Annotated in this window: 17 protein-coding genes; 11 read left to right on the top strand and 6 right to left on the bottom strand. The window is 65.3% G+C overall.

What is annotated here, in order from left to right; translation table 11 throughout:
• Positions 1–104 precede the first annotated feature (104 nt).
• From JNE37_RS03695 to JNE37_RS03675, 5 genes are all read left to right on the top strand, one after another.
• A complete protein-coding gene (locus JNE37_RS03695) occupies positions 105–2,831 on the top strand; it encodes a bifunctional acetate--CoA ligase family protein/GNAT family N-acetyltransferase (protein WP_203065353.1) in 2,727 nt (908 codons plus the stop codon).
• A gap of 108 nt (positions 2,832–2,939) precedes the next feature.
• On the top strand, positions 2,940–3,248 hold the full coding sequence (locus JNE37_RS03690; RefSeq protein WP_203065352.1) for a response regulator: 309 nt from the start codon (positions 2,940–2,942) through the stop codon (positions 3,246–3,248).
• Positions 3,249–3,316: 68 nt separating this feature from the next.
• Complete coding sequence (gene rfbD / locus JNE37_RS03685) at positions 3,317–4,213, top strand: dTDP-4-dehydrorhamnose reductase (protein ID WP_203065351.1); 897 nt, start codon at positions 3,317–3,319, stop codon at positions 4,211–4,213.
• Positions 4,210–5,382 carry a polysaccharide pyruvyl transferase family protein gene (locus JNE37_RS03680; protein WP_203065350.1) on the top strand — a complete coding sequence of 391 codons (1,173 nt, stop codon included), beginning with the start codon at positions 4,210–4,212 and terminating at the stop codon, positions 5,380–5,382. Before rfbD ends, JNE37_RS03680 begins: the two co-directional genes overlap by 4 nt.
• Positions 5,369–6,646: a lipopolysaccharide biosynthesis protein gene (locus tag JNE37_RS03675; protein WP_203065349.1), complete on the top strand. Its 1,278-nt coding sequence runs from the start codon at positions 5,369–5,371 to the stop codon at positions 6,644–6,646. The genes JNE37_RS03680 and JNE37_RS03675 overlap by 14 nt, the downstream gene beginning before the upstream one ends.
• On the opposite strand, the gene JNE37_RS03670 is transcribed toward JNE37_RS03675, so the two are convergent.
• Complete coding sequence (locus tag JNE37_RS03670; protein ID WP_203065348.1) at positions 6,615–7,829, bottom strand: GDSL-type esterase/lipase family protein; 1,215 nt, start codon at positions 7,827–7,829, stop codon at positions 6,615–6,617. The two genes, JNE37_RS03675 and JNE37_RS03670, sit on opposite strands and share 32 nt — an antisense overlap.
• Positions 7,826–7,978 (bottom strand): hypothetical protein, encoded by a 153-nt coding sequence (locus tag JNE37_RS03665; RefSeq protein WP_203065347.1) that lies wholly within the window; start codon positions 7,976–7,978, stop codon positions 7,826–7,828. The genes JNE37_RS03670 and JNE37_RS03665 overlap by 4 nt, the downstream gene beginning before the upstream one ends.
• Positions 7,979–8,110: 132 nt before the next feature.
• Between JNE37_RS03665 and JNE37_RS03660 the strand changes: the two genes are divergently transcribed.
• Positions 8,111–9,319, top strand: coding sequence for a hypothetical protein (locus JNE37_RS03660; RefSeq protein ID WP_203065346.1), 1,209 nt, complete (start codon positions 8,111–8,113; stop codon positions 9,317–9,319).
• Here JNE37_RS03660 and JNE37_RS03655 read toward each other — a convergent pair.
• Positions 9,224–10,363: a glycosyltransferase family 4 protein gene (locus JNE37_RS03655; RefSeq protein ID WP_203065345.1), complete on the bottom strand. Its 1,140-nt coding sequence runs from the start codon at positions 10,361–10,363 to the stop codon at positions 9,224–9,226. The two genes, JNE37_RS03660 and JNE37_RS03655, sit on opposite strands and share 96 nt — an antisense overlap.
• Complete coding sequence (locus JNE37_RS03650) at positions 10,360–11,313, bottom strand: glycosyltransferase family 2 protein (protein WP_203065344.1); 954 nt, start codon at positions 11,311–11,313, stop codon at positions 10,360–10,362. The genes JNE37_RS03655 and JNE37_RS03650 overlap by 4 nt, the downstream gene beginning before the upstream one ends.
• A gap of 130 nt (positions 11,314–11,443) precedes the next feature.
• Between JNE37_RS03650 and JNE37_RS03645 the strand changes: the two genes are divergently transcribed.
• The 5 genes from JNE37_RS03645 (at position 11,444) to pbpC (ending at position 22,059) form a co-directional block, all read left to right on the top strand.
• Positions 11,444–12,604 (top strand): glycosyltransferase, encoded by a 1,161-nt coding sequence (locus tag JNE37_RS03645; RefSeq protein WP_203065343.1) that lies wholly within the window; start codon positions 11,444–11,446, stop codon positions 12,602–12,604.
• Complete coding sequence (locus JNE37_RS03640; RefSeq protein ID WP_203065342.1) at positions 12,597–13,625, top strand: acyltransferase family protein; 1,029 nt, start codon at positions 12,597–12,599, stop codon at positions 13,623–13,625. The genes JNE37_RS03645 and JNE37_RS03640 overlap by 8 nt, the downstream gene beginning before the upstream one ends.
• Positions 13,626–13,663: 38 nt before the next feature.
• The gene (locus JNE37_RS03635; RefSeq protein WP_203065341.1) at positions 13,664–14,353 is read left to right on the top strand and encodes a GNAT family N-acetyltransferase; all 690 of its coding nucleotides are present in this window, start codon (positions 13,664–13,666) and stop codon (positions 14,351–14,353) included.
• A 120-nt stretch (positions 14,354–14,473) separates the two neighbouring features.
• The gene (locus JNE37_RS03630; RefSeq protein WP_203065340.1) at positions 14,474–19,942 is read left to right on the top strand and encodes an alpha-2-macroglobulin family protein; all 5,469 of its coding nucleotides are present in this window, start codon (positions 14,474–14,476) and stop codon (positions 19,940–19,942) included.
• Complete coding sequence (gene pbpC, locus JNE37_RS03625) at positions 19,939–22,059, top strand: penicillin-binding protein 1C (RefSeq protein ID WP_246513494.1); 2,121 nt, start codon at positions 19,939–19,941, stop codon at positions 22,057–22,059. Before JNE37_RS03630 ends, pbpC begins: the two co-directional genes overlap by 4 nt.
• A 308-nt stretch (positions 22,060–22,367) precedes the next feature.
• On the opposite strand, the gene JNE37_RS03620 is transcribed toward pbpC, so the two are convergent.
• Both JNE37_RS03620 and JNE37_RS03615 read right to left on the bottom strand, forming a co-directional pair.
• Positions 22,368–24,314: a MacB family efflux pump subunit gene (locus JNE37_RS03620; RefSeq protein ID WP_246513492.1), complete on the bottom strand. Its 1,947-nt coding sequence runs from the start codon at positions 24,312–24,314 to the stop codon at positions 22,368–22,370.
• Between the two features lie 3 nt (positions 24,315–24,317).
• Positions 24,318–25,541 (bottom strand): efflux RND transporter periplasmic adaptor subunit, encoded by a 1,224-nt coding sequence (locus JNE37_RS03615; RefSeq protein WP_052015136.1) that lies wholly within the window; start codon positions 25,539–25,541, stop codon positions 24,318–24,320.
• Positions 25,542–25,650: the final 109 nt, after the last annotated feature.

Raw genomic sequence — 25,650 nt, 5'->3', positions numbered from 1 at the left:
GCCCGAGCGCTGAATCAGGGGAGGGCGCCCGCCGGGCGCCCTTTCCTTTTGCCTGTGAGGCGCTAGTCTCAAGAAAAAGAAAAGCACTTCGACGAGGACGATCCATGACGATCCGCAATCTCGCCGGAACCCTGCGACCAGCCTCCATCGCCATTGTCGGCGCCTCCAACCGCGAGGGCGAACTCGGGCGCGTGGTCACCGAGAACATCATCAGCGGCGGCTATTCCGGCGCCATCTATCCGGTAAGTCCTGACTACGACCAGGTGCTGGGCTTTCAGTGCTACCAGCAGGTGGCCGATCTTCCGCAGGCGCCTGAACTCGCCATTCTTGCCATCCCTGCGCGTGATACGCCTGCTGCCGTTACCGAACTCGGTGAGCGCGGCGTTCCTGCAGCCGTCGTGCTGGCCGGTGGCTTCGATGACGACGTGCGCGAGCAATTGTGCGACGCGGCGCGGCCCTTCGGTCTGCGGCTCATCGGGCCCAACACGATCGGCCTCCTCGCTCCGCAAGTCCGCCTCAACGCCAGCTTCGCTCACATCGCGCCCGAGCCGGGCCGTCTTGGCCTCATCTCGCAGTCGGGCGCCATCATCTCCTCGATCATCGATTGGGCCGCCGCCGAGCGCATCGGCTTTTCCCAGATATTCTCGCTGGGCGATACGGTGGACGTCGATGCCGGCGACTGCCTCAATCTCCTTGCTGAAGACGCGCGAACCTCGGCCATCCTGCTCTACCTCGAATCCGTCACCGCGCCCCGCAAGTTCATGTCGGCGGCCCGCGCTGCCGCGCAGATAAAGCCCGTCATCGCTATCAAGGCCGGCCGCCATGACCCCACGACGGCACTCACCCAATTGCGGACCGGCGTCGCCTCGGGCGAGGACCGGGTCATCGAAGCCGCCTTCCGTCGTGCCGGCATCATCCGGGTCGACAAGCTCGAAGATCTCTTCGCAGCCGCTGAAATCCGCGCTCGCTTCCGGCCGCTCGATCGCGGCCGCACGGCCATCATCACCAATGGCGGCGGCGCCGGCATCCTCGCGGTCGATCACCTTCTCGAACGCGGCTGCGAAATGGCGTCGCTGGCCCCGCATACGTTCGCCGCCCTCGATACGGTGTTGCCGGCCGCGTGGTCCCGCTGCAACCCGGTCGATATCCTCGGCGACGCCCCACCAGAGCGCTACAAGGCCGCCGTCGAGATCATCGCCAGCGACCCCGGTGTCGATGCCCTTCTCGTCATGAATACGCCAACGGCATTGGCCTCCTCGACCGATGCTGCGCGCGCAGTAGCCAGCCTTGCGCAGGAGGGCATGGTACGCGGCAAGCCTGTGCTCGCCTGCTGGTTGGGCAAGTTCACCGCCGAGCATGCCCGGACCATGTTCAAGGCCAGCGGCATCGCCAGCATCGAAACGCCCGCTGCCGCGGCCGAGGCCGTAGAACTCCTCACCCGATGGTCGACCCTGCGCCACCTGGTCGAACGCGTGCCGGAAAATGCCGTGCAGTTCCGCACGGACCGCGTGGTTGCCGCCCGAACGTTCCGCAAAGTCGCCGAAAGCGGCCGCCACGCTCTTTCCGAGGCCGAGGCGAAATCCGTCATCGCCGCCTATGGCATCCCCGTGCCGGAAATGCAGGTCGCTGCGGATGAAAACGAGGTCGAGCATTGGGCAGCCGAGATGCTCGGCCGCTACAAGGCGCTCGCCATCAAGCTCCATTCCCACACGATCTTCTACAAGTCCGAACTCGGCGGCGTCGTCCTCGGCGTTGAAAGCGCCGCAACCGCGCGCGAGGCCGCTCGCGCCATTCGCACGCGCCTGCGCGAACATGGCCGCGATGCCGAGATCGAAGGCTTTTCCATCCAGCCGATGATCCGTCGTCCCCATGCGCGTGAGCTGATGGTCGGCCTGTGCGCCGACCCGGTTTTCGGCCCAACCGCCCTTTTCGGCTCCGGTGGGCTGGCTGCCGATGTGGTCGACGACATGGCTGTGGGCCTCGTGCCGCTCGACGAAGTGCTGGCCGGTGACCTCATCGAGCAGACGCGCATCAGCCGCCAACTGGGCAGCTATGCCAACGTGCCGCCCGCAGATCGGCTCGCCATCGAGCGAACGCTGATGGGCCTGTCGCAACTGGCCATCGATTTTCCCTGCGTGACAGGCGCGCGTATCAATCCGCTCCTCGCCGACGAGCATGGCGTCATCGCGCTCGATGCCAATATCGAGATCGACCCCGCCCGTATTGACGAGCGTGGGCCCGGCGCCTGCCTCGCTATCCGCCCCTACCCCTCGGGCTGGGAGGTGCGTGCTGCCGTCCGTGACCGGGCTTTCGTCATCCGCCCGATGCGTCCGGTCGATGCTGCGCTTTATTCCGCCTTCATGGCCCGCATGGATGCCGAGGACCTGCGCCTGCGTTTCCTCGCGCCCACCCAGCAACTCTCTCGCGACATGCTCGTCAGCTTCACGCAGCTCGACTATGACCGCGAGATCGCCTTCGTCGCGCTTGAGGAGCCGGGCGGAGAGATGGCGGGCGTCGTGCGCTATTCGGCGGACCCTGACCATGAGCGCGCCGAATTCGGCATCATCGTGCGCAGTGACCTCAAGGGGTTTGGCCTGGGCAAGATCCTGCTCGGCCGCCTCATCGCCTATGCCCGTGCCGACGGCCTGCGCTGGCTCGATGGCGTCGTCCTGCGCGAAAATGCCGGCATGCTCGGCCTCGCCCGCCGCTTCGGGTTCGCCTCGCAGCCGGGCCCCGAGGATTCCACCCTCTCGCGCATTTCGCTGGCTCTCGATGGCGCACCGCCGCTCGACCCGCCTGTGGAAAACCGGTTGAAAACGACAGCGCCTTGAGCTTGATTATCCCTCGGGACAGGCTCTTGCTCGGAGGCGGCGTTGAGTGAACCGGACGTCCCGTCGCGGCGGAACACCAGAAGCCTGCTTCTGGTCGAAGATGAACCCTTGATTGCGTCAGGCATCGCCCAGATGCTCGAGGAATACGGCTACGAGTCCGTGCGCTCGGCCCATAGCTATGCCGATGCCGAAAGCGCCGCGCGCGACGCGCATTACGATGCCGCCATTCTCGATGTGATGCTCTCCACGCGCTATGTCTGGCCCATCGCGACGCTGCTGCGCGAGCGCGGCACGCCTTTCCTCCTGCTGACCGGCCTCAATGCCGAAAGCATCGACAGCGAATTCCGCGACGCACCGGTGATCTTCAAGCCCTTTGGCGAGCGTGAACTCGTCAGTGCTCTCAACGCCCTCATGTAATTTATGCCGAGTTGAGCGGCGACCCGCATTGCGCCATTGTCAGGGACGTAAGGCGCGAGGCGTTCGGCATGAAGGTGCTTTTGTTTGGGGCGGGCGGTCAGGTGGGGCGGGTGCTCGCCGCCATGCTCCCACAGGTTGCCGATCTGGTGGCCCTGGGGCGCGACGAGGCCGACTTCACCCGCTCTGGCCACCTCGCCGACCTGGTCGCGGAGGCGCGTCCCGATGTCGTCATCAACGCCGCCGCCTATACCGCGGTAGATCGCGCCGAGAGCGAGCCGGAGCTTGCCGCGCAAGTCAACGCCGCTGCCCCCGCCGAACTCGCCGTCGCCGCGGGCAGGGCAGGGGCCACGCTCATTCACTATTCCACGGATTACGTCTTCGACGGCACCAAGGCGGGCGCCTATGTCGAGACGGACCCGACTGCGCCGCTCAATGTCTATGGCCGCACCAAGCGCGAGGGTGAAGTAGCCATCGCGGCAAGCGGTGCCGATTTTCTGGTGTTTCGTACAAGCTGGGTTCACGCCCCTGGCGGCAATAATTTCATTGCCAAGATGCTCAAGCTGGCAGCCGAGCGCGACGCGTTGAAAGTCATCGACGATCAGATTGGCGCTCCCACCAGTGCGCGGCTCATCGCGCAAACCACCTTGCGCGCACTCGCTGCACGGGCCGCCGGCAATCCGCTTGCCTCCGGCATCTACCATCTCACCGCATCGGGCGAGACCAACTGGAACGGCTATGCCCGTTTCGCCATAGCTGAAGCGATCCGTCGCGGCCTTTCGCTCAAGGCCCGCCCTGCGGATGTCGAGGCCGTACCGACGACTGCGTTCCCGACACCCGCGCGACGCCCGCTCAATTCGCGCCTGTCGACAGCCAAGCTGCGCGAAGCGCTCGGCGTCGAAATGCCCGATTGGCGCGAGGGCGTGCTCGAGACTCTCGATACGACGCTCAAGGACTTGGAAAGATGAAAGGGCGGCTGCGGGTCGGCCTGCTCTGGCACACCTTCGGCCACCCGAACCTCGGCGTCGATGCGCTCGCCCGCGCCAATTCCGCCCTCATCCGCCGCGCGGCAGCGATGGCGGGTATCGAAATCCGCTTCATAACGCTCGGCACCCCGACCCGTCCCGGCATCGACGTGCCACCCGACGTCGAGATCGGCCCGCACCCGAGCATCCGTCAGGCTCTTCGCGGCCGCTCACGCTTCCTCGCCGAAGTACGCAATTGCGACATAGTCTTTGACATCGGCGAGGGTGACAGCTTTACCGACCTCTACGGCGCCCGCCGTTTCGCCTTCCAAGCCGGAACCAAGCTCGCTGTCCTTGCCACCGGCACGCCGCTGGTCCTCTCACCCCAGACCATCGGCCCTTTCGCCGCCCCGCATCATCGCGCTCTCGCCACGAGCATTCTGCGCCGCGCGAAAGCAGTCCACACTCGCGACCACCTCTCGACCGAATTCGCCGAAGCGCTGGGCGTCCGCCAGGTGAAAGAATTTACAGACACAGCCTTCGCACTTCCCTATGAGCCCCCGGGGCCGAAAGGCCGCCCCAGCATTGCCATCAATGTTTCCGGTCTGCTCTATGCCGGCGGTGTCTCGATGCGGCTCGACTATCGTGCCCTGACGCACAGCATTATCGAGGCATTCTCTGCCGAGGGAGCCGCCGAAATCTGCCTCTTCGCCCACGTCAACGGCTCGAACCTGCCCGACACGGACGAGCCCGCCATCGATGAACTCGCGCGCCGCTTTCCGCAAACAACGCGGATTCTGTCCTTCACGGATTCCACTGCGGCTAAGACTTTCATCGCAGGGGTAGATTTCGTCGTGGCCGCCCGCATGCACGCTGCCATCGCCGCATTCTCCACTGGCGGACCCGTGGTGCCGATCGCCTATAGCCGCAAGGTCGACGGCCTGTTCGCCGGCCTTGACTACCCCCACTTCGTCGATGCGCAGAGCGACGATCTGGAACGTGCAACGGTAACTATCCTCGCCGCCTTCCAGCAACGGCGGCAATTGGCGCAGGCCGTCGCCGTGGGGCGACAGGTCGCCGGAGCGCGGCTCGATGCCTATGTCGATGAACTGGCGCTGCTGCTCGATCAGGTCGTCAGCTACCATCCGAACCGCATCCATGAACCGGCATAAGGCGCTGTTGACTCTGGCCCTGCTTGGGCGGCTCCTTGCCGGCTTCGCGAGCCTTTTTCTCCTCGCCCGAACCCTCGGTCCCGCCGACTACGGCGTGGTGGCAACGGTCTTCGCCTACGCGGCCATCGTCGCGCTCCTCACGGACTTCGGCTTCCCGGTCACGCTGCTGCGCGATATCGGCGCGCAGCCCGAAAAGGCAGGAGAGTTTCTCGCTGCGGGCCTGCGCGTCAAAACGCTGCTCGCTGCCATAGCGTCGTTCATCCTTCTGGTCGCGCTGATCACCCTCCGCCTTGATGCCCCACTCTTCTGGTCATCGATCTGCGTCCACCTTGCCGTCATGGCCGCCTCCTATGGCGACCTGGCGCTTATCGCCCTGCGGGGCCTCGGTCGGTATGACCACGAAGTGATCCTCGTCTGGTCCGGCACGATCCTCTTCGCCGTCATTCTGCTGGCCGCCGCGTGGTCCGCACCCGCGCTTCTCCCGATGGCGCTCGCTTTGCTGCTGGCACGCTTGGTTCAAACCGGCCTCGCTTTCGCCGGCCTTCGCAACATGCTCACCTTGCGCTTCCGCGGCCCAATCCTGCCGCATCTGCGCAGTTCCGCCTCCATGGCTGCTGACACCTTCCTCACCGCGTTTTCAGGCCAGGTCGACGTCATCCTGGTCAGCCTGCTTCTCGGCCTGGAAGCCACCGGGCTCTATCAACTTGGCGCGCGCATCGCTTCCTATGCACTGTTGCCTTCTCAGGTTCTCGCAGGCGTCTACACACCCGCCCTCTCAGCCCTGCATTTCGCGAGGAAGCCAGAAGCGCCCGCGCTTGAAGCCCGCATGCGCCTCGAATTCCCGTTGGGCGGCCTGCTGTTCGGTGGTGCCATCGCCGGCCTGATGCCGTTCATTGCGCCTTGGCTTTTCGGCCCCGCTTTCGCGTTGCCTATATGGGCCTGGCTGGGCTTCGGCGTCTTCGTTTTCGCGCGCTTTGCTACCGGAGCCCTGGGCATTGCGCTGGTCGCTCGCCGCATGATCCGCGCGCGGCTGCTTGGTCAATCCCTCGGGCTCGCGTTCCTTTGCGCTGCCATGGTTGCCCTGCTGCCTACCTTCGGCATGGCGATCGCCCCATGGCTCGCCGCAGCGACCACGGCTCTTACGGCGGCGGTCTATGCCGTTGCCCTGCTGATAGCGAATGCCTCCGGCCGGCGAGGGGAGAGCCACTGGCCGGAGGCAGGGGCGCTGGCCGTCAGGCCGTCGCCACCAGCAGGTGCTCCGTGACGGCGTGCGCGGCCCGCATGCCGAGGTAGTCGTGCCCGGCCTGGACCGGATGCACGCCATCGGAGCCGATATAGATGTTCGAATTGCCCGTGCCCGAAACCGACGTCGTGCGCCCGGTACCAAGCTGCCAGCCGTCGGCCCGTGTATCGAAATAGCGTAGCCGCCTGCTCGCCACCGCATCCGCCTGCGCCGCCGCCGCATTGGCGATCGCCGTGGCAACGGCAGCCGGAACGACCATCCCCGGCGCCGTCCAGGGCCCGATCACCGTCACACCTGCATTGGGCAGGGCGGCCAGCAGTGCCGCGAGATAAGCCGAAGCATCCGTCTCGACCTGGCCAGCCGCGAAGTCATAGTCGTTGATGCCCAGGCACACGACCACCCAATCGGGAGCAAACGCCGTCACGTCTACGGCCAGCTTCTGCAGCGCCGTCTTGCCGCTCTGCTGGCCGGGACGGCAATAGCCCATGCCGCTTTCCCCGCTCACCCAGCAATCGGCAATGCCCAGCCGCTGCCCCATCTGGTAGGCGAAGCCGCTGCCCAGCTTGGTCCCACCCGTTCCCACGGCATAGCTATCTCCCACAATCATCAGCCGCGGCGTATCGGTCCGCACTGGCCAGACTGAGTAGTTGGCCCCCAGCGCCACACCGCAGAAGCTGATGTAGAAGCCAGTCTCGAACATGATCTTGCCAATGGGATTGCCGCCATTGTCGATCTTGAGCCGCCGGAAGCTGGAATCCGCGGTGATGGTCTGCACGATCGCTGTTACCGGCTTGTCGTTGATCCAGAGCCGGTATTCATTGCTGTTGGCGGAAGTCGCCAGTACCAGCAATTCGATTGCCGGCGCGTCGGTGGCGAACACGTAGCCGAGCATGCCGCCGCGTCGAGCACCAGCCGCTCCTTCGATGCCGGCCGGGTAGTAGATGTCCTGCGCCGCATTGGTGAAATGGCTCCACCCGGCCTTGGTCACGCCAATGGCCGACTTGATCGCGCCCTGCGTGAAGATCGGGCTCGGCGTCAGAATCTGCTGCACGCTTCCCGGAAGCGTCGTCGCGCTGTTGCCGGCGCCCAGCGTCACCGTTGGCGGGGAGACCATGTCGACCGGTTTCCCACCCTGCTGTGCCAGCCGCAGCATACGATCGGCCTTGTAGCGCAGGCTGTTTTCGATAAGCCGCGTCGGGATCATCGCAGATCTCCCAGCAGTACCGCGCCATTGCTGTCGATGAGAAAGCGCCCATCCTTGTCGACGAGCGCCGCCTTGCCCGGCGGCACGCGCAGCGCCAGCTGCGGTCGCCTGCCGATCGGCGGGCTAAACCCGATACCGATTGCCGTCATCGCCTTGTCCCTTCCTTTGGTCTGTCTCTGAAACTGAGACACCAAGGGTAGGGTCGCCGGCGCCGGGGAGGATAAGTCCAAACGACGTGACCTTTCCCCCGCGCTTTGGCATTGTCCTGCAAGGGGGCAGGCATGGAACAGAGCGCGGGCAGCACTGTGCGCAATGACGCGGCGGAACGCGCGCGTTCGCTGCTATCCGTCGACCTCTTCCTTGCGGGCGCTTACGTCGTCGCCCATCTCGCTTATTTCTCGACTCTCACGAACGCCATTGTGCCCGGCCTCGATCGTCTTGCGCTCCTGCTCATGACGCTGGCAATCGCAGGCGGCGTCGCGCGCGCGCTCTGGCTCGGCGAATGGCTGGCAGCGCTGCTCGCCATCGCTGCCATCGGGCTCGTGGCGGCCCAACTCGCCATCTTTGCGCAATTGTCAGATCGCCCGATCAACTGGAATGCTGGGCTGCCCTATCTCTCGCTTGCAGGCTTCGTTCTCTTCGTGAACGCCTGGAAGCAACGGACCGCAATGCTGGCCCTGCTGATCGGGGCCGCATTCGCCTATTGCGCGATCTATGTCGCGCTGGCCGGAATGGTCGCGGCGTCAGGTGTGCTCGGTGGGGCGCTGGTGCTTGCCGGGGACGATAGGGGCCCGCGCCTTGTTCTGGCCAACGGCTACGCCGCCCTCGCCTTCTTTGCTGCGCTGGTGCGTTGCCGACAAGGCCCCGTCGATTGGCGCTGGCTGGGACTTCTCATTGTCGTCCTCGCTACCTTCGCGCTGGCCCAATCGCGTGCCTTCTCGGCAGTCGCGGCGCTCGTCGCGGTATTGTACCTGCTCGGCCTCACCGGCGGCATCATGCGCTGGCTCCTGGCGATAGCCTTCACCGTCGCCATCGGGGGCATCCTCTTCGGCGCTGCCGTTCCGACCTGGAACCCATTCGATCTCGTCGCGATCGACCTCTCGGGCGCCGCCCGCGCCAATGGCTACGGCGCGCTGCAACCCTTGCTTGCCAATCATCCGCTGACCGGCATCGGGCTCCCGACCGATCGCGCGGCGTTCGATGCCTTCGTCGGCCGTCCCTTCGTCTATTGGGAGGATCTTGGTCCTTTCGGCATCTGGGCGGCCTTCGGGGCTATCGGCTTGATCGCCTATCTGCTCATCGCTTATCGCTGCATCCTCGCCGAACCCGACGAGGGCCGCTTTTCGCAAATCCTGTCATTGGCAGCGCTGACAATTGCTCTCTACTCCGTCATCTCACCGGCGCTCTGGAGCGGCAGCGCCTCGATAGTCGCCAATCTGGTGCTGGCCTGCTGGTTGACGCAGCGGCGCTCCCGCATAGAGCGCCAATAGCCGCCGCATATAGCGATCGAGCCCGAAGCTGCGCTCGTAGAGCTGCCGTCCCTGTAGCGACAGCCTCGCCGCGAGCATGTCGTCGCCAGCAATCCGCTCCATCGCACCTGCAAGCTCAATGCTGTCTCCCGGCGGCACCAGTAGTGCCGTTTCGCCATGGCGCAGTATCTCCGGAATAGTCCCAACCGGGGTCGCGATCACCGGCAGGCCCGTGGCCAAGGCCTCAATGATCGCCATCGGCATGCCCTCATCGAACGATGGCAGCACGAGCGCGCGGCTTCTCCCATGAAGTCCCAGAAGGGAAGCAGGCGGTAGCCAGCCGGTAAAGCGAACACGATCGTTGAGCCCGAGCGTTTCGGCCAAGGCTGAATACCGCGCCACCTCGCCACCGCCGGCCAGTGTCGCGGTCACGTCGTAACCACGGGCGACGAGGAGCGCCATTGCCTTGAGGAAATCGTCGATACCTTTGCGGGGTGTCAGTACCGCCGACACCAGGAAGTGAGCTCGGCCCTCCAGCCCGGTCCGGTATCCCGGATCCGGGCACGCGTTGCACAACACGATCCCTCGCTCGCCACGAAGCCCCCCATGCTCCGCCAGCAATCGCTTCACGCCCTCACCGAGCACGAGATTGAGGTCCGCCAGCCGGATCGTTCGCTGGATGAAAACACGCTTCACCCCACGCGCCGAAACCAGGAAAGGTCGCAACCGCGCCCCATGGTGATGCAAGACCACGCGCATACCCAACAGCTTGCCGAGCCGGAGCAGGAGACCTTTCCGCAGGAAACTTCCGCCCTCCGAAATCTGCAGATGCAGGATATCGGCGCCGCGAAAAAAGCGCAGCCAAGCCAGTTGCAGCATGGTCAGTAACAGTCGCAGCGGCCACACCAAGGCCGATCCACCCCCATGCGGATCGATCACGAAAACCCTCGTCTGCGGTGCATTTTCGACGAGCCAACCGTGCATGGCCCGCGTCACCGAGCCCATGCCGCCACCCCGTGCGATGCCGCCCGGCGACGCAATGACGATGGCGCGCGGCGCTCTCATGCTATGCCTCCCGTCGCCGCCTCGAAAGGAAACCCGGCCATGGCCCCCGCCAGCAGCCGCGCTCGTGGCCAATTGCCCGCGACGCATTGGCGGGCAACTTGTCTGGCGATGTCGGCATAGACGAACGGTAGCGACCAACGGGAATGGCGCCAGCAGAACCGGACCCGATTGCGCGTCAGGTAATAGACCGAAAGCGCCGAGCCCCAGCCGAAATCGCTGGTGCCGATCGATGCCCCCACCTTGTGCCGCACGATCGACTGCGGCGCGTAGCCGAGTCTGAAGCGACCGCCGCTTCGCGCCGCCCAGTCGAGTTCCTCCCAGTAGAGAAAGTAGTCCTCGCTCATCAGCCCCACGGCTTCGATGAAGGCGCGCGTCACCAGCATCGACGCCCCGTTCACGAAGCTCAGGCGTCGCTCGACGCTGGTCTGATCGATCGTCAGCCGCGCGTCACTCAGTCCGCCGATTGCCGCGCCGCGCCCCTTGAGCCAGCTGAAGCTGCCGCCGCCGAGCGCCTGCACGCGCTGTCTGTCATGCGCGTAGACCAGCGTCGAGCCGCAGAGCCCGATTGCCGGGTCTTCCGCGAGCCTGCGCCGCAGCCAGCACAGGGAATCCGGCTCCGGCTCGCAATCGTTGTTGAGGATCCAGAAACTGGAAAATCCCTCGGCCAGCGCCACTCGCAGCCCCACATTATTGCCGCCCGCATAGCCTAGATTGCCGCCCGTTTCGATGAGCCGCATCTCGATACCGGTCGCCCTGAGGGCGTTAAGCGCAGGCAGGTGGTCCTGCTGCCAGGCGCGCAGGCGCGCCACGGAATCGTCGCTCGACGCGTTGTCGCAAACGAAGATGGAAAAGTCGTCTGCGGCGAGGCGCAGTAGGCTTTCGAGGCACGTCTCGGTGTCGCCCGCTCCGTTCCAGTTCAGCACGATGACTGCCGTCCGCGAGGCTGCCACGACGCTCTCCCCCAAAACCGTCGCTCGATTCCTAGCGCGGCTTTTCGTGTCCGGCTCTTGGGATTAATTCCAATTGTGACAACCCGGCTTCCCCGGTCTCATCACACGCGAGCACGTGTGGGAGGGGCCGTTGGCCGAAATCTGCCTCAGCACCAAGACCTGGCGATCGGGCGCCGCCTGGTTCAACCAGCAGCTTGTCGCGTCCCTGGCCGAAGCCGGTGCCAGCGTCGCCTATATCGCGCCCCTCGCGCTCCCCGAAGATCGCGAGCCGAACCATCCCAATGTCGAGCGCCACATCGTCCCGAGGGAGCTGACCGACGGCCCGAAGCGCCGCCGTCGTATTGCCTCTCTGCGCCGGATCACTACGGGTCTCTACCTAACGCTCATGCAAAGGCGGAGCACGAGAACCTTCATCCTCTCGATCCCCGAGCCGCTTCTTTTCACGCTCCTACTCCTGATCCTGCTACGCCTTTCAGGCGCGGGCATCCTGCTCGTCGTTCACGACGCCAAGCCGCATACCTGGTCTTTGCCAAGCTGGCTGCGCTCCGTCGAATGGCTCGCGCTGTGGCTTCTCTATCGCCTGGCAACTGATCTCGTCTGCCTGACGCGCGCCACCGCCGAAGCCCTCACGCAGCACTTCTCGGTGCGGGGTCAAAAGCTTACAATCATCCCGCACGGCGCCTTCCGCCTTGGCCCTGCCGCCCCGCTCCCAGGCAACGGCAATCTCCTCGCCTTCGGCTCCATTCGCCGTAACAAGGGCATCCGCGAGGTCATCGAGGCTGTTCTGAAATGTCGCGCGGCCGGCCGCAATCTGCGCCTCACCATAGCCGGAGAAGTTACGGACAAGGCTTACTGGCGGGAATGCCAGTCCCTCGTCGCTCAGCGACCCGAGGCGTTCGATCTCCGTCTCGGCTTCGTGCCTGATGAGGACGTGCCGAACCTCCTCGCGAAAAGCGACGCCGTGGTTCTTGCCTATACCGATTTTGCCTCCCAGAGCGGGGTCGCCGTATTGGCCGCGCTTGCTGGGCGACCCGTCATCGCCACCCGCTCCGGTGGCCTGGACGAGCTGTTCGAACGCGGCATGGCCGGTGAGACGATCTCCTGTCCGATACCCGACGACATCGCCGCCGCATTCATCCGCTTCTACGATCGCCCCATCGCCGAATGGTCAGCGCACGCGGAAGTCGCCCGTGTGCGCATCGAGAGCACATTGGATTGGGCATCTATCGCAGGGCAATACCTGCGCCTTATCCGCCAGCCGACAGGCATCGCGATCCCCGCTAATGCCTGAGCCAAGCGCGCGCATCGATGGCCTCGAAGCCTTGCGCGCCGTGGCCGCCTTCCTCGTTGTCTTCGATCACACGCTGCTGATGCTGATCGACAATGGTCAGCTCCCCGAGGCGCTGGCGTCGCTCGCCTATCAGCTGGGTTCGGTCGGTGTTGCCATCTTCTTCGCTCTCAGCGGCTATGTGATGTCACTGACAGCAGGCTCCGGGCAGGGTGGGACCCGAGCCGCTGGCCGCTTCCTTCTGCGTCGCCTCACCCGCATCGCGCCGCTCTACTGGCTGGTCACGCTTGCATACGTCCTGCGCCTCGCCACCGACGGACGCCCTCCATCACCCGAGGCGCTGCTGCAAAGCCTGCTCTTTGTTCCGCACTTCGACGCAGCCGGACAATTGCGCCCCGTCCTTGGCGTTGGCTGGACGCTCGATGTCGAGATGTATTTCTATCTCGCCTTCGCCGCGGCGCTCCTTCTGCCATCGGCGCTCCGACTGGCCGGTATCTGCGCGATCTTCCTGACAACCGGCGCCACGGCGTTCCTCTCCGGCATAGCGATCGCCGACTTCTTCATCAGTCCTCTGCTCGCACTATTTCCGATAGGCATGCTTAGCCACGTGCTGGTCGAGAAGGGCAGGGGACGTACGATCCTGTTCTTGTGCCCCGTGTTTTCTCTCTGCCTGCTGTTGTCTGGCATCCCACCCGCCACCTGTCTAAGTCTTGCCATCGCTCCGCTTCTCGTTCTCACGGCGGTCCATTTTCCTCGTCTGACCGGTCCTGCGGCTCGCGTCATTCTGCCCCTCGGTCAGGCCTCCTTCAGCATCTACCTGACTCATGGCTTCGTGCTCGGTCCCCTCGGACGCGTTCTCGAAAACCTTTCGCTCGTGCCGCCACTCGCCGTCCTGCTGGCATTCCTTCTCACCGCGTTTGCCGGCGTCACCGTTCATCTCCTCATCGAGCGTCCGGTGCTTGCCGCCATCCGCACCCGTCTTGGGAAGCCTCGAAAAATGGAGGGTGCGCTCGCGGCCAGATAGTATAGGTCTCGCGCACGTTCCGAATGCGGAGGCAGCCGATGGTCGATTTCGAACTCCTGGATAATCCGGTGTGGAATTCCCTGCGCATGGGCCACAGCGACATGGCAATCCGCAACGGCTCCGCCGCGCGCTACTCAGCCGACATCTCCCCGCTTGTCGGTCTCTCCGACACCGGCCCACAAGCGTTTGCCGATCTCCGCGCCCTTGTCGCGCCTGACGAAACCATCGGCCTCGTCTCGCCCGAGGGCTGCGAGCCACCGCACGGCTGGGCGGTCAAGCGCGCCCGTTTCATCGACCAGATGATCTGCCCCGCCCTCGAACTCGAAACCACGATGCCGCTGCTCGATCTGGGCGAGGCTGACGCGGCCGAAATGCTGGCTCTTGCCGCGGCCACTGAACCCGGCCCCTTCGTCGCTGGCACGCGACGTATGGGGCGCTTTCGCGGCGTTCGCGCCCCTGACGGTATGCTGATGGCCATGGCCGGCGAGCGCATGCATCTGGATGGCCTGATCGAGATCAGCGCTGTCTGCACCTGGCCGCAATATCGCGGGCAAGGCCTTGCCAAGGCGCTGGTTGTTGCCGCTGCCGCGCGCATCCTCGCCGAAGGCAGCGTGCCGTTCCTTCACGTCAAGGGCGAGAACGACGCTGCCAGGATGCTCTATGAGCGAATCGGTTTCCGGCGCCGCCGCCAGGTACATTTCACGGTCATGACGGCCATCCCCGCTTGAAGCGGTGGATGAGCCCTATCCTGACTTTACCATGACATTCCAACCCCATAAGATGGTTGTGGGGCAAGTACTTGAGGGTATGTGATGCGGCACGTCGTTCGGTCTGCTTGGGCGCTATGTATGGCGCTTGGCCTGGTTATGGGTATTTCCGCGGCCAATGCCGCCGACCGCTCCATCACGCGGTTGCCCGGAACGGACCTGCCGGGCTTTGACTATTCGGTGATCAAGGACACCTCGGAAAAGAGCTGCCAGCAGGCCTGCGTCGATGATCGCGCCTGTAGCGCCTTTACCTTCAACACCAAGGCCAAGTGGTGCTTCCTCAAGAGTGGCATCGGCGAGGAGCACGCCTTTGCGGGCGCCAATTCCGGCCGCATCGATCTCTCGCCTTCGGCCGATGTGATCGCCGCCACCCGCCTTGCCGAAATCCCGTTCCCGGCTTCCGACCTCGTGAGCTCGGCCAAGTATTTTGCCGAGCAGCTCCCCAACAGCGATCCGGCTCCCGCCGACACCGGCTATGCCGATCTCGTCGTGCTGGGCGATGAGGCCCTGGATCGCTCCAATCCGGAAGGCGCCGCCGTCTACTACCGGCAGGCCCTCAGCATTGCCGCCAAAGACCCGTCCGTCTGGCTCAAGCTTGCCAATTCCGCGATCGCCCAGGCCGATGCCCGCCTTGCCCAGGATTCCGGCGCCTCCGTCTATGATTCCGGCGCCTCCGTCTATGATTCCGGCACGAACGCCGTCTATGCCGCGCTCAACGCGTTCCTCTTGACCGACGACGTGCCCGAACGCGCCGAAGCGCTTGCCGTACTCGGCCGCGGCCTCGAATTCCGCAGCATGTGGAAGGAGGCCATGGCCACTTATCGCGGCAGCATCGCGCTGGTGGATAGCTCCACCGTGCAGGAGCAGCTCGATGCGGTCATCGCCCAGCATGGCTTCCGCGTCGTCTCCAATCAGGTGGATTCCGAATCCGCCACGCCCCAGATCTGTGCGGTCTTCTCCGATACGCTGCCCAATACCGATCTCTCCGGCTATGTCGTGGTCGAAGGCGCGCCCAAGGTTGCCGTCGAAACCCAGCAGAGCCAGATCTGTATCGAAGGCGTCGAGCACGGCCAGAGCTACAAGGTGAAGTTGCGCGCCGGCCTGCCGTCCGCCGACGGCGAGACGCTGCGCAAGGATGTCGAGCTGAGCATGTATGTGCCCGATCGCTCGCCCTTCGTCGGCTTCGCCAACAATGCCTATGTGCTGCCCGCCGGTCTCGGCGGCGGCCTGCCGATCACCTCGGTCAACGCCAAGACGGCCGATGTCGCCATCTATCGCATCGGCGACCGATCGATCGCCACTGCCGTGCGCAACGGCGTCTTCCAGGGCACCCTCTCGACCTCTTCGGCCGAGGATATCGCCAATTCGACCGGCGAGAAGACCTGGGAAGGGCAGGTGGATCTGGCCGAAGGCTCGCCCAACGTCATGACCACGACGGCCATTCCCGTGTCCGATGTGCTCACCACCATGGAGCCGGGCGCCTATGTCGTCACCGCCAAGGTCGCGGGCGACGACAACCAGGATTATTGGTCGAGCGTGGCCACGCAATGGTTCATCGTCACCGATCTTGGCCTTGCGACCGTCTCGGGTGAAGACGGCATCCACGCCTTCGTCCGCTCGCTCACCACGGCCCAGCCCGTGGCCGGTGCCAAGGTCCGCCTTGTAGCGGTCAACAACGAAATCCTGGGCGAAACGACGTCAGCCGCCGATGGCCGCATCGATTTCGCGCCCGGGCTCTCCCGCGGCACCGGTGGTCGTGCGCCCCAGCTCCTCGTGGCTGAAACCGATGCAGGCGACTACGCTTTCCTCGACGTCAACAAGCCGGCTTTCGATCTCACCGATCGCGGTGTGGAAGGGCGTCCGACTCCCGGCCCGCTCGATCTTTTCGCCACTACCGAGCGCGGCGTCTATCGCCCCGGCGAGACCGTGTTCCTCACCGGCATCCTGCGCGATACCCATGCCAAGGCCGTGACCGGCCTGCCGCTCACCATGGAGCTTGAGCGCCCCGATGGCGTCGTCGGCTCGCGCACCGTGCTCAATGACAAGGGGGCCGGCGGCTATTACGCCGAACTGCCCATGGTCAAGGAAGCCATGCGCGGCTCCTGGACCATCCGCCTCTATGCCGATCCCAAGGCCGGCGCGCTGACCAGCGTCAATTTCCTCGTCGAGGATTTCGAGCCCGAACGCCTGGCCTTCGAAGTCAGCGCTCCTCCCGGCCCGATGAGCCTTTCCGATCCGACGCCCATCTCGGTCACCGCCAAGTATCTCTACGGCGCCACCGCGCCCGACCTCAACATCGAGGCCGACGTGGTCCTGCGTCCCACGACGTCGCTGGCCGGTTTCAACGGCTACAGCTTCGGGCGCGAGGACGATACGTTCGAGACCAACCGCGAGCCCATGGGCGTCGTCGGCACTACCGATGAATCCGGCAACGCTACCGCCGAAGTCTCGCTGCCCGAAATCCAGCAGACCACGCGTCCGCTCGAAGCGCAGGTCATCCTGCGTCTCGTCGACAGCAATGGCCGTACCGTCGAGCGCAATCTCACCCGTCCGGTCATGGCCGAGGGTGATCGCATCGGCATCCGGCCCAAGTTCGGCGAGGGCGACGAGTTGGCCGAGGACAGCCAGGCTGCCTTCGACATCGTCACGGTTTCGCCCGAGAGCAAGGCCGTTGCCGCACAGGGGCTTACCTGGACTCTTTCGCGCGTCGAAACCAATTACCAATGGTATCGCGACAACGGCACCTGGAAGTGGGAGGCCGTGACGGTCAACCGCAAGGTTGCCGATGGCACGCTCGATACACCCGCTGACGGCGCCGCTTCCATCGCCGAGCAGGTCGACTACGGTCGCTACCTGCTCGAGGTGAACGCTGAGGGCACATCCTCGTCCTATTCGTTCTATGCCGGCTATTATTACGCCCAGGCCGGCTCGGATACGCCTGATACCCTCAAGGTCGCGCTCGATAAACCAGCCTACCGCGTCGGCGACACCGCCACCCTGCGGCTCGATCCGCAGTTTGCCGGCACCGCCGTCGTCATGGTGGTCGATGACCGTGTCATCGACATCAAGGCCATCGACGTGCCCGAAGGCGGCACCTCGATCGACCTGCCGGTCACCGAGAACTGGGGCCCGGGCGCCTATGTCACGGTCATGCTCTATCGGCCGTCCAATGCTGCCGAAAAGCGCATGCCCGCCCGCGCCATCGGCCTTGCCTTTGCCGATGTCGAGCCCGGTGACATGAAGCTCGATACGAGCATCGAAGCTCCCGCCGAGCCGCGTCCGCGCCAGCCCTTCACTGCCAAGGTGAAGCTGGGCAATGTCGCCGCCGGCCAGAAGGCCTATGTCGCCCTGATGGCGGTGGACCTGGGCATTCTCAACCTCACCAACTTCAAGGTTCCCGATCCTGATGGCTGGTATTTCGGCCAGCGTCAGCTCGGCATGGAAATCCGTGATCTCTATGGCCAACTGATCGATCCGACCCAGGGGCTGCCCGGCGCCGTGCGCTCGGGCGGTGACGGTGCCTCCTCGCGCCTCGGCACCCCGCCGGCCACGTCCGTCCTCGTCGCCATGCATTCGGGCATCGTCGAGGTCGGGGCCGACGGCACTGCCGAAGTTACCTTCGACATGCCCGATTTCAACGGCACCGTCCGGCTCATGGCCATGGCCTGGTCCGACAATGCCGTCGGCCATGCCTCCAAGGATGTCATCGTACGTGATCCGGTGGTGGTGACGCTCAGCCCGCCGCGGCTGCTGCGCGTCGGAGACCAGTCGCGTCTCCTCGTCGAGATCAACAACGTCTCGGGCGAGGCCGGCTCCTACAAGGTCGAGCTCGTCCCGGGCAACGGCCTGAGCACCGATGCCGCCGAGACGACCTTCGATCTCGCCGTGGGCGAGCGCAAGGCGCTCAATCTCGGGCTCGTGGGCACCGCGTTGGGCGACAACGACCTGCGTCTGCTGGTGACCATGCCGAACGGGGATTCCCAGATCAAGGAGCTCAAGCTCGGTGTCCGCGCCACCAGTGCGCCGACCACGACCAGCGAGCTGCTGCCCATCGGCCCGGGCCAGACCATCACGCTCGATGCCTCCCGCTTCGCCGGCATGCTGCCGCATACCTCGACGCTGACCCTCGCGGTCGGCCCGATCGCGCGGCTCGATGTGCCGAGCCTGCTGCTCGACCTCGATCGCTACCCCTATGGTTGCGCCGAGCAGGTTTCGAGCCGTGCCCTCCCGCTGCTCTATCTCAACGACGTCGCCACGGCCATCGGCCTGGGCACCGACGACGCGCTCGAGCAGCGTATCCGCGACGCCATTCGCGATCTGCTCTCCAAGCAGACGTCCAATGGCGGCTTCGGTCTCTGGGATGCCTACAGCTCCAGCGACCTGTGGCTGGATGCCTATGTCACCGACTTCCTGCTGCGGGCCAAGGCCAAGGGCTACGACATCCCGGCGGAAGCCATGACCATGGCGCTCGATAGCCTCTCCAACCAGGTCTCCTATGCCAGCGACTTCACCAGCGGTGGCGAAGACCTGGCCTATGCCCTCTACGACCTGGCTCGTGCCGGCCGCGCCGCGATGGGCGACCTGCGCTACTATATGGAAGCGCGGCTGGATGCCTTCGGCTCGCCCTTGGCCAAGGCCCAGATCGGCGCCGCGCTCGCCCTCTATGGCGACCGCACCCGCGCCGACAAGGCCTTTGCCGCCGCCATCGAAGGCCTCAAGGGCAAGGAAGATCGTTCGCGCTACCGCAGCGACTACGGCAGCCGCCTGCGCGACACTGCCGCCATCCTCGCCCTCGCTGCCGAGTTCAAGCCGGCCAGCGTCGATATCGCCGCGCTCACTTCGCAGCTCTCCGATCTGCGCGACGCCGCCCGGTGGACCTCGACGCAGGAGGACACCTGGACACTGATGGCCGCCGCCAGCCTGGCCAAGGAAACGGGCAATGGCTCGGTCACCGTCGACGGCGAAGAGCTCAAGGGCGCTGTCTACCGCCGCTTCGAGCAGGAGCACTTCGACGGCGCCACGGTCGAGATCGTCAACAACGGCAACCAGCCCACCGAGGCAAAGGTGTCCGTCGTCGGCATCCCGGTCGAACCGCCCCCGGCAACCAGTGAAGGCTTCACCATCGAGCGCACCTATTACCTGCCCGATGGTACCGAGGCCGATCTCTCCGACGTGCGCCAGAACGATCGCTTCGTAGTCGTCCTCTCGATGCACGCCGATACGCTGGGCTCCGGCCAGTACATGGTCGCCGATCCGCTCCCGGCCGGCTTCGAGATCGAAAATCCGGACCTGCTTTCGGGCGCCGGTGTGGGCGATCTCTCCTGGCTCAGCGTGGACTCTCCGGTCCATACCGAAGCGCGGACTGACCAGTTCGTCGCCGCCTTCCGCTATTACTCGTCCAACCCGGACTTCACGACCGCCTACATGGTCCGTGCCGTCTCCCCGGGCACTTTCGTCATGCCCGGCGCCACGGTTGAAGACATGTACCGGCCCGAGCTTCGTGCCAACACGGATGCGGGCACCATCGAGGTGACTGCGGCCGGGCCGTGATCGGGCCGCAGAAACCCCGGCCGTCGCCGCGCTGGCGGCGATGGCTGGCCGGCGGTGCGCTGGCTGTGGCCGCCCTCGGCCTGGCCGGGGGCCTCTACGCGTGGCAGGCGATCGGCGAGATCGCCGCCAACCTGCCGCCCACACCCGATATCGAGACGCTGCCGGTTTCGACCTCGGTCGTCGACCGCGACGGCCAGTTGTTGCGTGCCTTCACCACCGACGGCCGCTGGCGTTTGCCGGTGACCGTCGATGAGGTCGACCGGCACTTCATCGACATGCTCATCGCCTATGAGGACCAGCGCTTTGAGGAGCATCACGGCATCGACTGGAACTCGATGGTTCGCGCTGCCGGCCAGTTCGTCGGCGCCGGCGGTCGCATCGTTTCGGGTGGCTCGACCCTCACCATGCAGGTGGCCCGCCTCATCGAGGCGGAGCGCACGCGCAGCATGGGCGCCAAGGTCCGGCAGATCATCCATGCCGATATGCTCGAGCGCGAGCTGAGCAAGGAACAGATACTCACGCTCTACCTCTCGCTCGCCCCCTATGGTGGCAATATCGAGGGTATCCGGGCGGCCAGCCTTGCCTATTTCGGCAAGGAGCCCACCCGCCTCACCACGGCCGAGGCCGCACTCCTCGTTGCGTTGCCGCAATCGCCCGAAGCGCGTCGCCCCGACCGCGACCCCAAGGCCGCCGAAGCCGGTCGCAACATGGTGCTCGACAGGCTGGTAGGGCAGGGCGTCATCGCTGCCGAAGAGGCAGAAGCTGCCAGGAAAGAGCCTATCCCCACCGCACGTCGCGAGTTCCCCATGCTCGCCGCCCACATGGCCGAAAAGGCCGTCAAGGCGCGGCCCAATGCGCGCGAAATCTCGCTGACCGTCGACCGGCGCCTCCAGGGCGCGCTCGAAAAACTCGGCGCCACCCGCGCCACTCGTCTCGGCCCCAAGGTCTCTGTCGCGATCGTCGTCGCCGACCAGGCCACGGGCGATATCCTGGCTTCGGTCGGTTCCGCCGGCTTCCTCTCCGAGCAGAGCAACGGCTTCGTCGACATGACGCAGGCTCTGCGTTCACCCGGTTCGACCCTCAAGCCCATGATCTATGGCCTCGCCTTCGAGCTTGGCCTCGCCCATCCCGAAAGCCTCATCGAAGATCGTCCTACCGCGTTCAATCGCTACGTGCCGGTCAACTTCGATGGCTTCAGCCGCGGCACAGTCACCATCCGGCAGGCGCTGACGGAATCCCTCAACGTGCCTGCCGTCGTCGTGCTCGATGCTGTCGGCACCGCGCGCCTCGTGGCGCGCCTGCGCCGCGCCTACGCCAATCCCGTCCTGCCCGATGACACTGCCCCCGGCCTTGCGGTGGGTCTTGGCGGCGTCGGGGTCACGCTCCGTGATCTCGTCTCGATTTATGCCTCGATCGCCCGTGGCGGCACCCCGGTCCGTCTCCACGATGGCGTCAGCCTCGATACCCCCGCCGACACCGATCCCGCGCCGGTCCTCGATCCGTCTGCGGCATGGTACGTCACCAACATCCTGCGCGACGTGCCTCCGCCGCTCAACGGCTCCCCCGGTCGCATCGCCTACAAGACCGGCACTTCCTATGGCTATCGCGATGCCTGGGCGGTCGGCTACGACGGCAAGACCGTCATCGGCGTCTGGGTCGGTCGCCCCGATGGCGCTCCGGTCCCCGGCCTTGCCGGCATCACCGCTGCCGCCCCGATCCTCTTCGAAAGCTTCGATCGTCTCAGCGCCCAGACCGCTCCGTTCCGCCCCGCGCCGCCGGGCGTCATCGTCGCTTCCAACACCGACCTGCCCGAGCCTCTCAAGCGCTTCCGTCACCCCAATGACAGCATGGTCGCCCGCGACGCCCCACCCCAGATCGCATTCCCCGGCGACGGCGTTGATGTCGACCTGGGCCTCGCCAATGGCGATGGCCGCCCACTCACGGTCAAGGTCCGCAACGGCGTGCCGCCCTTCACCTTCTTCGCCAACGGCGCCCCCTTCGCCCGCACCGCTTTCGCCCGCCAGAACAACTGGAAGCCCGACGGCCCCGGCTACGTGACGCTGTCTGTCGTGGATGCGAAGGGAAGATCGGATCTGGTGCGGGTCTTCGTGGAATAGCCGCGGACTTCCCTCTCCCCTTGAGGGAGAGGGTGCCCGAAGGGTGGGTGAGGGGTTCGAGCCAGTATCGCTGACGCCTCATCCGGCGCCGTGGGCTACCGTCTCTCTCAAGAAGGGAGATGGCATCCCTTGAGCCGTCGGACACTCAATCCCACCCCACCACAGCACTTCCCCGGCCGTAGAGCCGGGGCCCACGGATATCTCCACTAGGGTGGAGGGGGACATTAGGCCCCGGGTCTCCGCCCGGGGAAGTGCTGTGGTTAGAGTGGGTAATGTGTGATTGCCGGAGCGCTAAGCGGCCAACACCCTCACTCCCGCGCCAACGCATCCACCGGATCGAGCTTGGATGCCGACCGTGCCGGGAAGAACCCGAATGCCACCCCGATCAGCGTCGAGGACAGCACCGCCACCACGATCGAGAGCGTCGAATAGCTCATCGTGATCGTGCTCACGAACTGGCTGAGGATCGCCCCGATGGCGAAGGAGAGCGCGATGCCTGCCGCGCCGCCGACGAAACATACCAACACCGCCTCCACCAGGAATTGCTGCAGGATGTCGCTGCCACGCGCGCCCACAGCCATGCGGATGCCGATCTCCTTGGTGCGCTCGGACACCGAGACCAGCATGATGTTCATCACCCCGATCCCGCCCACCACCAGCGAGATCACTGCGATCGCCGCGATGAGCAGGGTCAGCGTCTGGCTCGTGCTCTGGATGGTGTCGCGAATGGTGTTGCTGTTCTGGAGGAAGAAGTCGGTCGCCCCGCCATGGAGACGCGTCAGCAGCGCCGTGATCTCGGCCTCCGCCTCGTCCATGTCGTAGTCATCGGCGACACGCACCGTGATGGCGTTGAGGTAGTTGCGCCCCAGCATGCGGTCCATCACCGTCGTATAGGGCAGGTAGATATTGGCGTTGCCGCTCCCCGGCCCGAAGCTCGAGCCGGTGGCGACCCCGATGACGCGCACCGGCACCTTGCCCAGCATCAGCACCTGTCCGATCGGGTCTTCGCCATTGGGGAACAGCGCCGATTGCGCATTGGTGTCGATCACCGCTTCCTGCGAGCGGTCGGTCACACTCGTCTGGGTGAACGGTACACCCTCGGTAATGGTCATGCCGCTGACGCGGAAATAATCCGGCCCCACCCCGGTCACCGAGGAGGAAACCGAGAGGCTGCGGTAGAGCACCGTCGCATTGCTCGAAACGCGCGGCGTCACGCTGTCGGCAAAGCTTTGCTGCGCTATGGCGTCGGCATCGGTCGGCAGCAGCGTACGGATGCGTCCTGCCGTGCGGTCGCCGAACCCGGAGCCCGGCGCAATGGTGATCGTGTTCGTGCCGATCGAGGAGATCTGCGCCAGCACCGCCTGCTGGCTGCCCTGTCCGAGTGCCACCACCGAAACCACTGAGGCGATGCCGATGATGATGCCCAGCATGGTGAGGAAGGTGCGCAGCTTGTGCGCGCCCATCGCCCGCACCGCCATGCGCAGCGCCTCGAAGGCGCGGTCTATGCCCTCCGTCCAGCGACTGGCGCGCCGCACCGGCGCCTCCACCAGCTCACGGGCCGTGTCGTCCCCGGTCCGCCGGTCGGCCACGATGCGGCCGTCGCTGATCTCGACGATGCGTTCGGCCTGGTTGGCCACGTTCTGGTCGTGCGTCACCAGCACGATCGTGTGCCCGTCGGCATGAAGCTCGGCGAGCAGTTTCATCATCTCCTCGCCCGTCTTCTTGTCGAGCGCGCCGGTCGGCTCGTCCGCCAGGATGATCTCGCCGCCGTTCATCAACGCCCGCGCGATCGAAACGCGCTGCTGCTGGCCGCCGGAAAGTTCGCTCGGCCTGTGGTCCAGCCGATCGCCCAGCCCGAGCCGGGTCAGAAGTTCGATGGCGCGCTTGCGGCGCGAGCCTGCCTCCATGCCCGAATAGATTGCCGGCATCTCGACATTCTGCACCGCATCGAGGTCGGGCAGCAGCTGGTAGCGCTGGAAGATGAAGCCGAAATGCTCGCGCCTTAGCTCAGCCAGCTCGTCCGCGCTCATATTGGCCACGTCGCGCCCGGCCACCTTGTAGGTGCCCGAGGTCGCTCGGTCGAGGCAGCCGAGAATGTTCATCAGCGTGGATTTGCCCGAGCCTGAGGGGCCCATGATGGCCAGCATCTCGCCGCGCTCGATGACGAGGTCGATGTCCTTGAGGACGGCCACGACTTCATCGCCATTGCGGAACTCGCGGCGCAGGTCCTTGACCGAGATCAGCGGCTCGCCCATCGGTCAGAGCCCGAAAACGGCCGGTCCGCGGAAGCGTCCGCCGCCGCCCGGTCCCTGCTGCCGGCTGGCCGCGGCGCTGGCAGCGCCAAGCGCCAGCACGCGGTCGCCTTCCTGCAGCCCGTCCTTGATCTCGGCCGAGACGTTGTTGTTGATCCCAACCGTCACCTGGCGCACCGAAATCTCATCGGTGGAAGGATCGAGCACCCTCACGCGATACTTGCCGTCGCGCCCTGCAGTGCCGAGGGCGGAGGAGGGGAGGATGAGTGCGTTCTGCTCGTCGGCCAGCACGATCGTGACCTTGGCCGTCATGGCGATGCGCAGCCGGTGATCCGGGTTCTGTACCTCGAAGCGTCCGTTATAGTAGATGGCGTTGTCGGTCGAGGAAATGCCCGTGTCTGATGTCGTGATCGCATCGGGCGCCGGCTCGATCGAACGCAGTACGGCATCGATCTGCTTGTCCGGCTCGCCCATGATGGTGAAGGTCGCCTTCTGCCCCGGCTGCACGCGCGTGACATCGGCTTCCGAAATCTGCGCCTTGATCACCATCGTATCGAGGTTCGCCACCTTGATGATGGTCGGCGTCTGCTGCGCGGCCGAAACCGTCTGCCCTTCCGTCACCAGCACCGCCACCACGGTGCCGTCGACCGGCGAGGTGATCTTGGTGCGGCTGAGGTTGAGATTGGCCGAGTCCACGGCCAGCTCTGCCTGGCTGATCTGCGCCTCGAGCGCGGTGATAGCCGCATTGGTCGCCGTCACGGTCGCATTGGCGGCGTCGTAGTCGGCTTGCGACTTGAGGTTCTGCTTGAGCAATTGCTCGGTGCGGGTGAGCGTCTGTTGGGCCTGAGTCAGGTCCGAAAGCCGCCCTTCCTTCTGCGCCCGCATATTGGCAAGCGCCGCTTCGGCGGATTTGACGGCATTGGTCTGGTCGAGCGAGTCGATCTCGGCGATGAGATCGCCCTTCTTGACCTCGTCGCCCAGCTTGACGTGCAGCGTTTCGATGCGGCCGGAAACCTGTGCGCCCACGCTCGTTACGGTCGAGGCTTCGAGCGAGCCAGAGGCCAGCACGGTCTGCTGGATATCTCCGCGTGTCACTTCCACTGTCGGGGGTATTACAGCCGCCTTTGGCCGGCCGTAATAATACCAGCCGGCTGCCGCCACTGCTGCCAGGATGACCAGGGCAATCAGCCAGCGGAACAGAGATCGCGCTGCTTTGTTTCTCGCCGCCAAGTCACCTGTCCTCCATGTTCGAACCCGCCGAACATAAAGGAACCCCGCCCCCCAGTCTCCTTAGAGCTATGTAAGGCAGCTAAACTCTTCGTAACACTGAAGCTTCGCG

Source organism: Paradevosia shaoguanensis, assembly GCF_016801025.1.
Taxonomy (GTDB): Bacteria; Pseudomonadota; Alphaproteobacteria; order Rhizobiales; family Devosiaceae; genus Paradevosia; species Paradevosia shaoguanensis.
The sequence above is the reverse complement of the archived record's forward strand: the minus strand, read 5'-3'. Positions and strand labels throughout refer to the sequence as shown.

Coding starts and splice junctions, on each gene's coding strand:
- JNE37_RS03695 (WP_203065353.1), top strand. CDS start 105: ATGACGATCCGCAATCTCGCCGGAACCCTGCGACCAGCCTCCATCGCC.
- rfbD (WP_203065351.1), top strand. CDS start 3,317: ATGAAGGTGCTTTTGTTTGGGGCGGGCGGTCAGGTGGGGCGGGTGCTC.
- JNE37_RS03680 (WP_203065350.1), top strand. CDS start 4,210: ATGAAAGGGCGGCTGCGGGTCGGCCTGCTCTGGCACACCTTCGGCCAC.
- JNE37_RS03675 (WP_203065349.1), top strand. CDS start 5,369: ATGAACCGGCATAAGGCGCTGTTGACTCTGGCCCTGCTTGGGCGGCTC.
- JNE37_RS03670 (WP_203065348.1), bottom strand. CDS start 7,829: ATGATCCCGACGCGGCTTATCGAAAACAGCCTGCGCTACAAGGCCGAT.
- JNE37_RS03665 (WP_203065347.1), bottom strand. CDS start 7,978: ATGACGGCAATCGGTATCGGGTTTAGCCCGCCGATCGGCAGGCGACCG.
- JNE37_RS03660 (WP_203065346.1), top strand. CDS start 8,111: ATGGAACAGAGCGCGGGCAGCACTGTGCGCAATGACGCGGCGGAACGC.
- JNE37_RS03655 (WP_203065345.1), bottom strand. CDS start 10,363: ATGAGAGCGCCGCGCGCCATCGTCATTGCGTCGCCGGGCGGCATCGCA.
- JNE37_RS03640 (WP_203065342.1), top strand. CDS start 12,597: ATGCCTGAGCCAAGCGCGCGCATCGATGGCCTCGAAGCCTTGCGCGCC.
- JNE37_RS03635 (WP_203065341.1), top strand. CDS start 13,664: ATGGTCGATTTCGAACTCCTGGATAATCCGGTGTGGAATTCCCTGCGC.
- JNE37_RS03630 (WP_203065340.1), top strand. CDS start 14,474: ATGGCGCTTGGCCTGGTTATGGGTATTTCCGCGGCCAATGCCGCCGAC.
- JNE37_RS03620 (WP_246513492.1), bottom strand. CDS start 24,314: ATGGGCGAGCCGCTGATCTCGGTCAAGGACCTGCGCCGCGAGTTCCGC.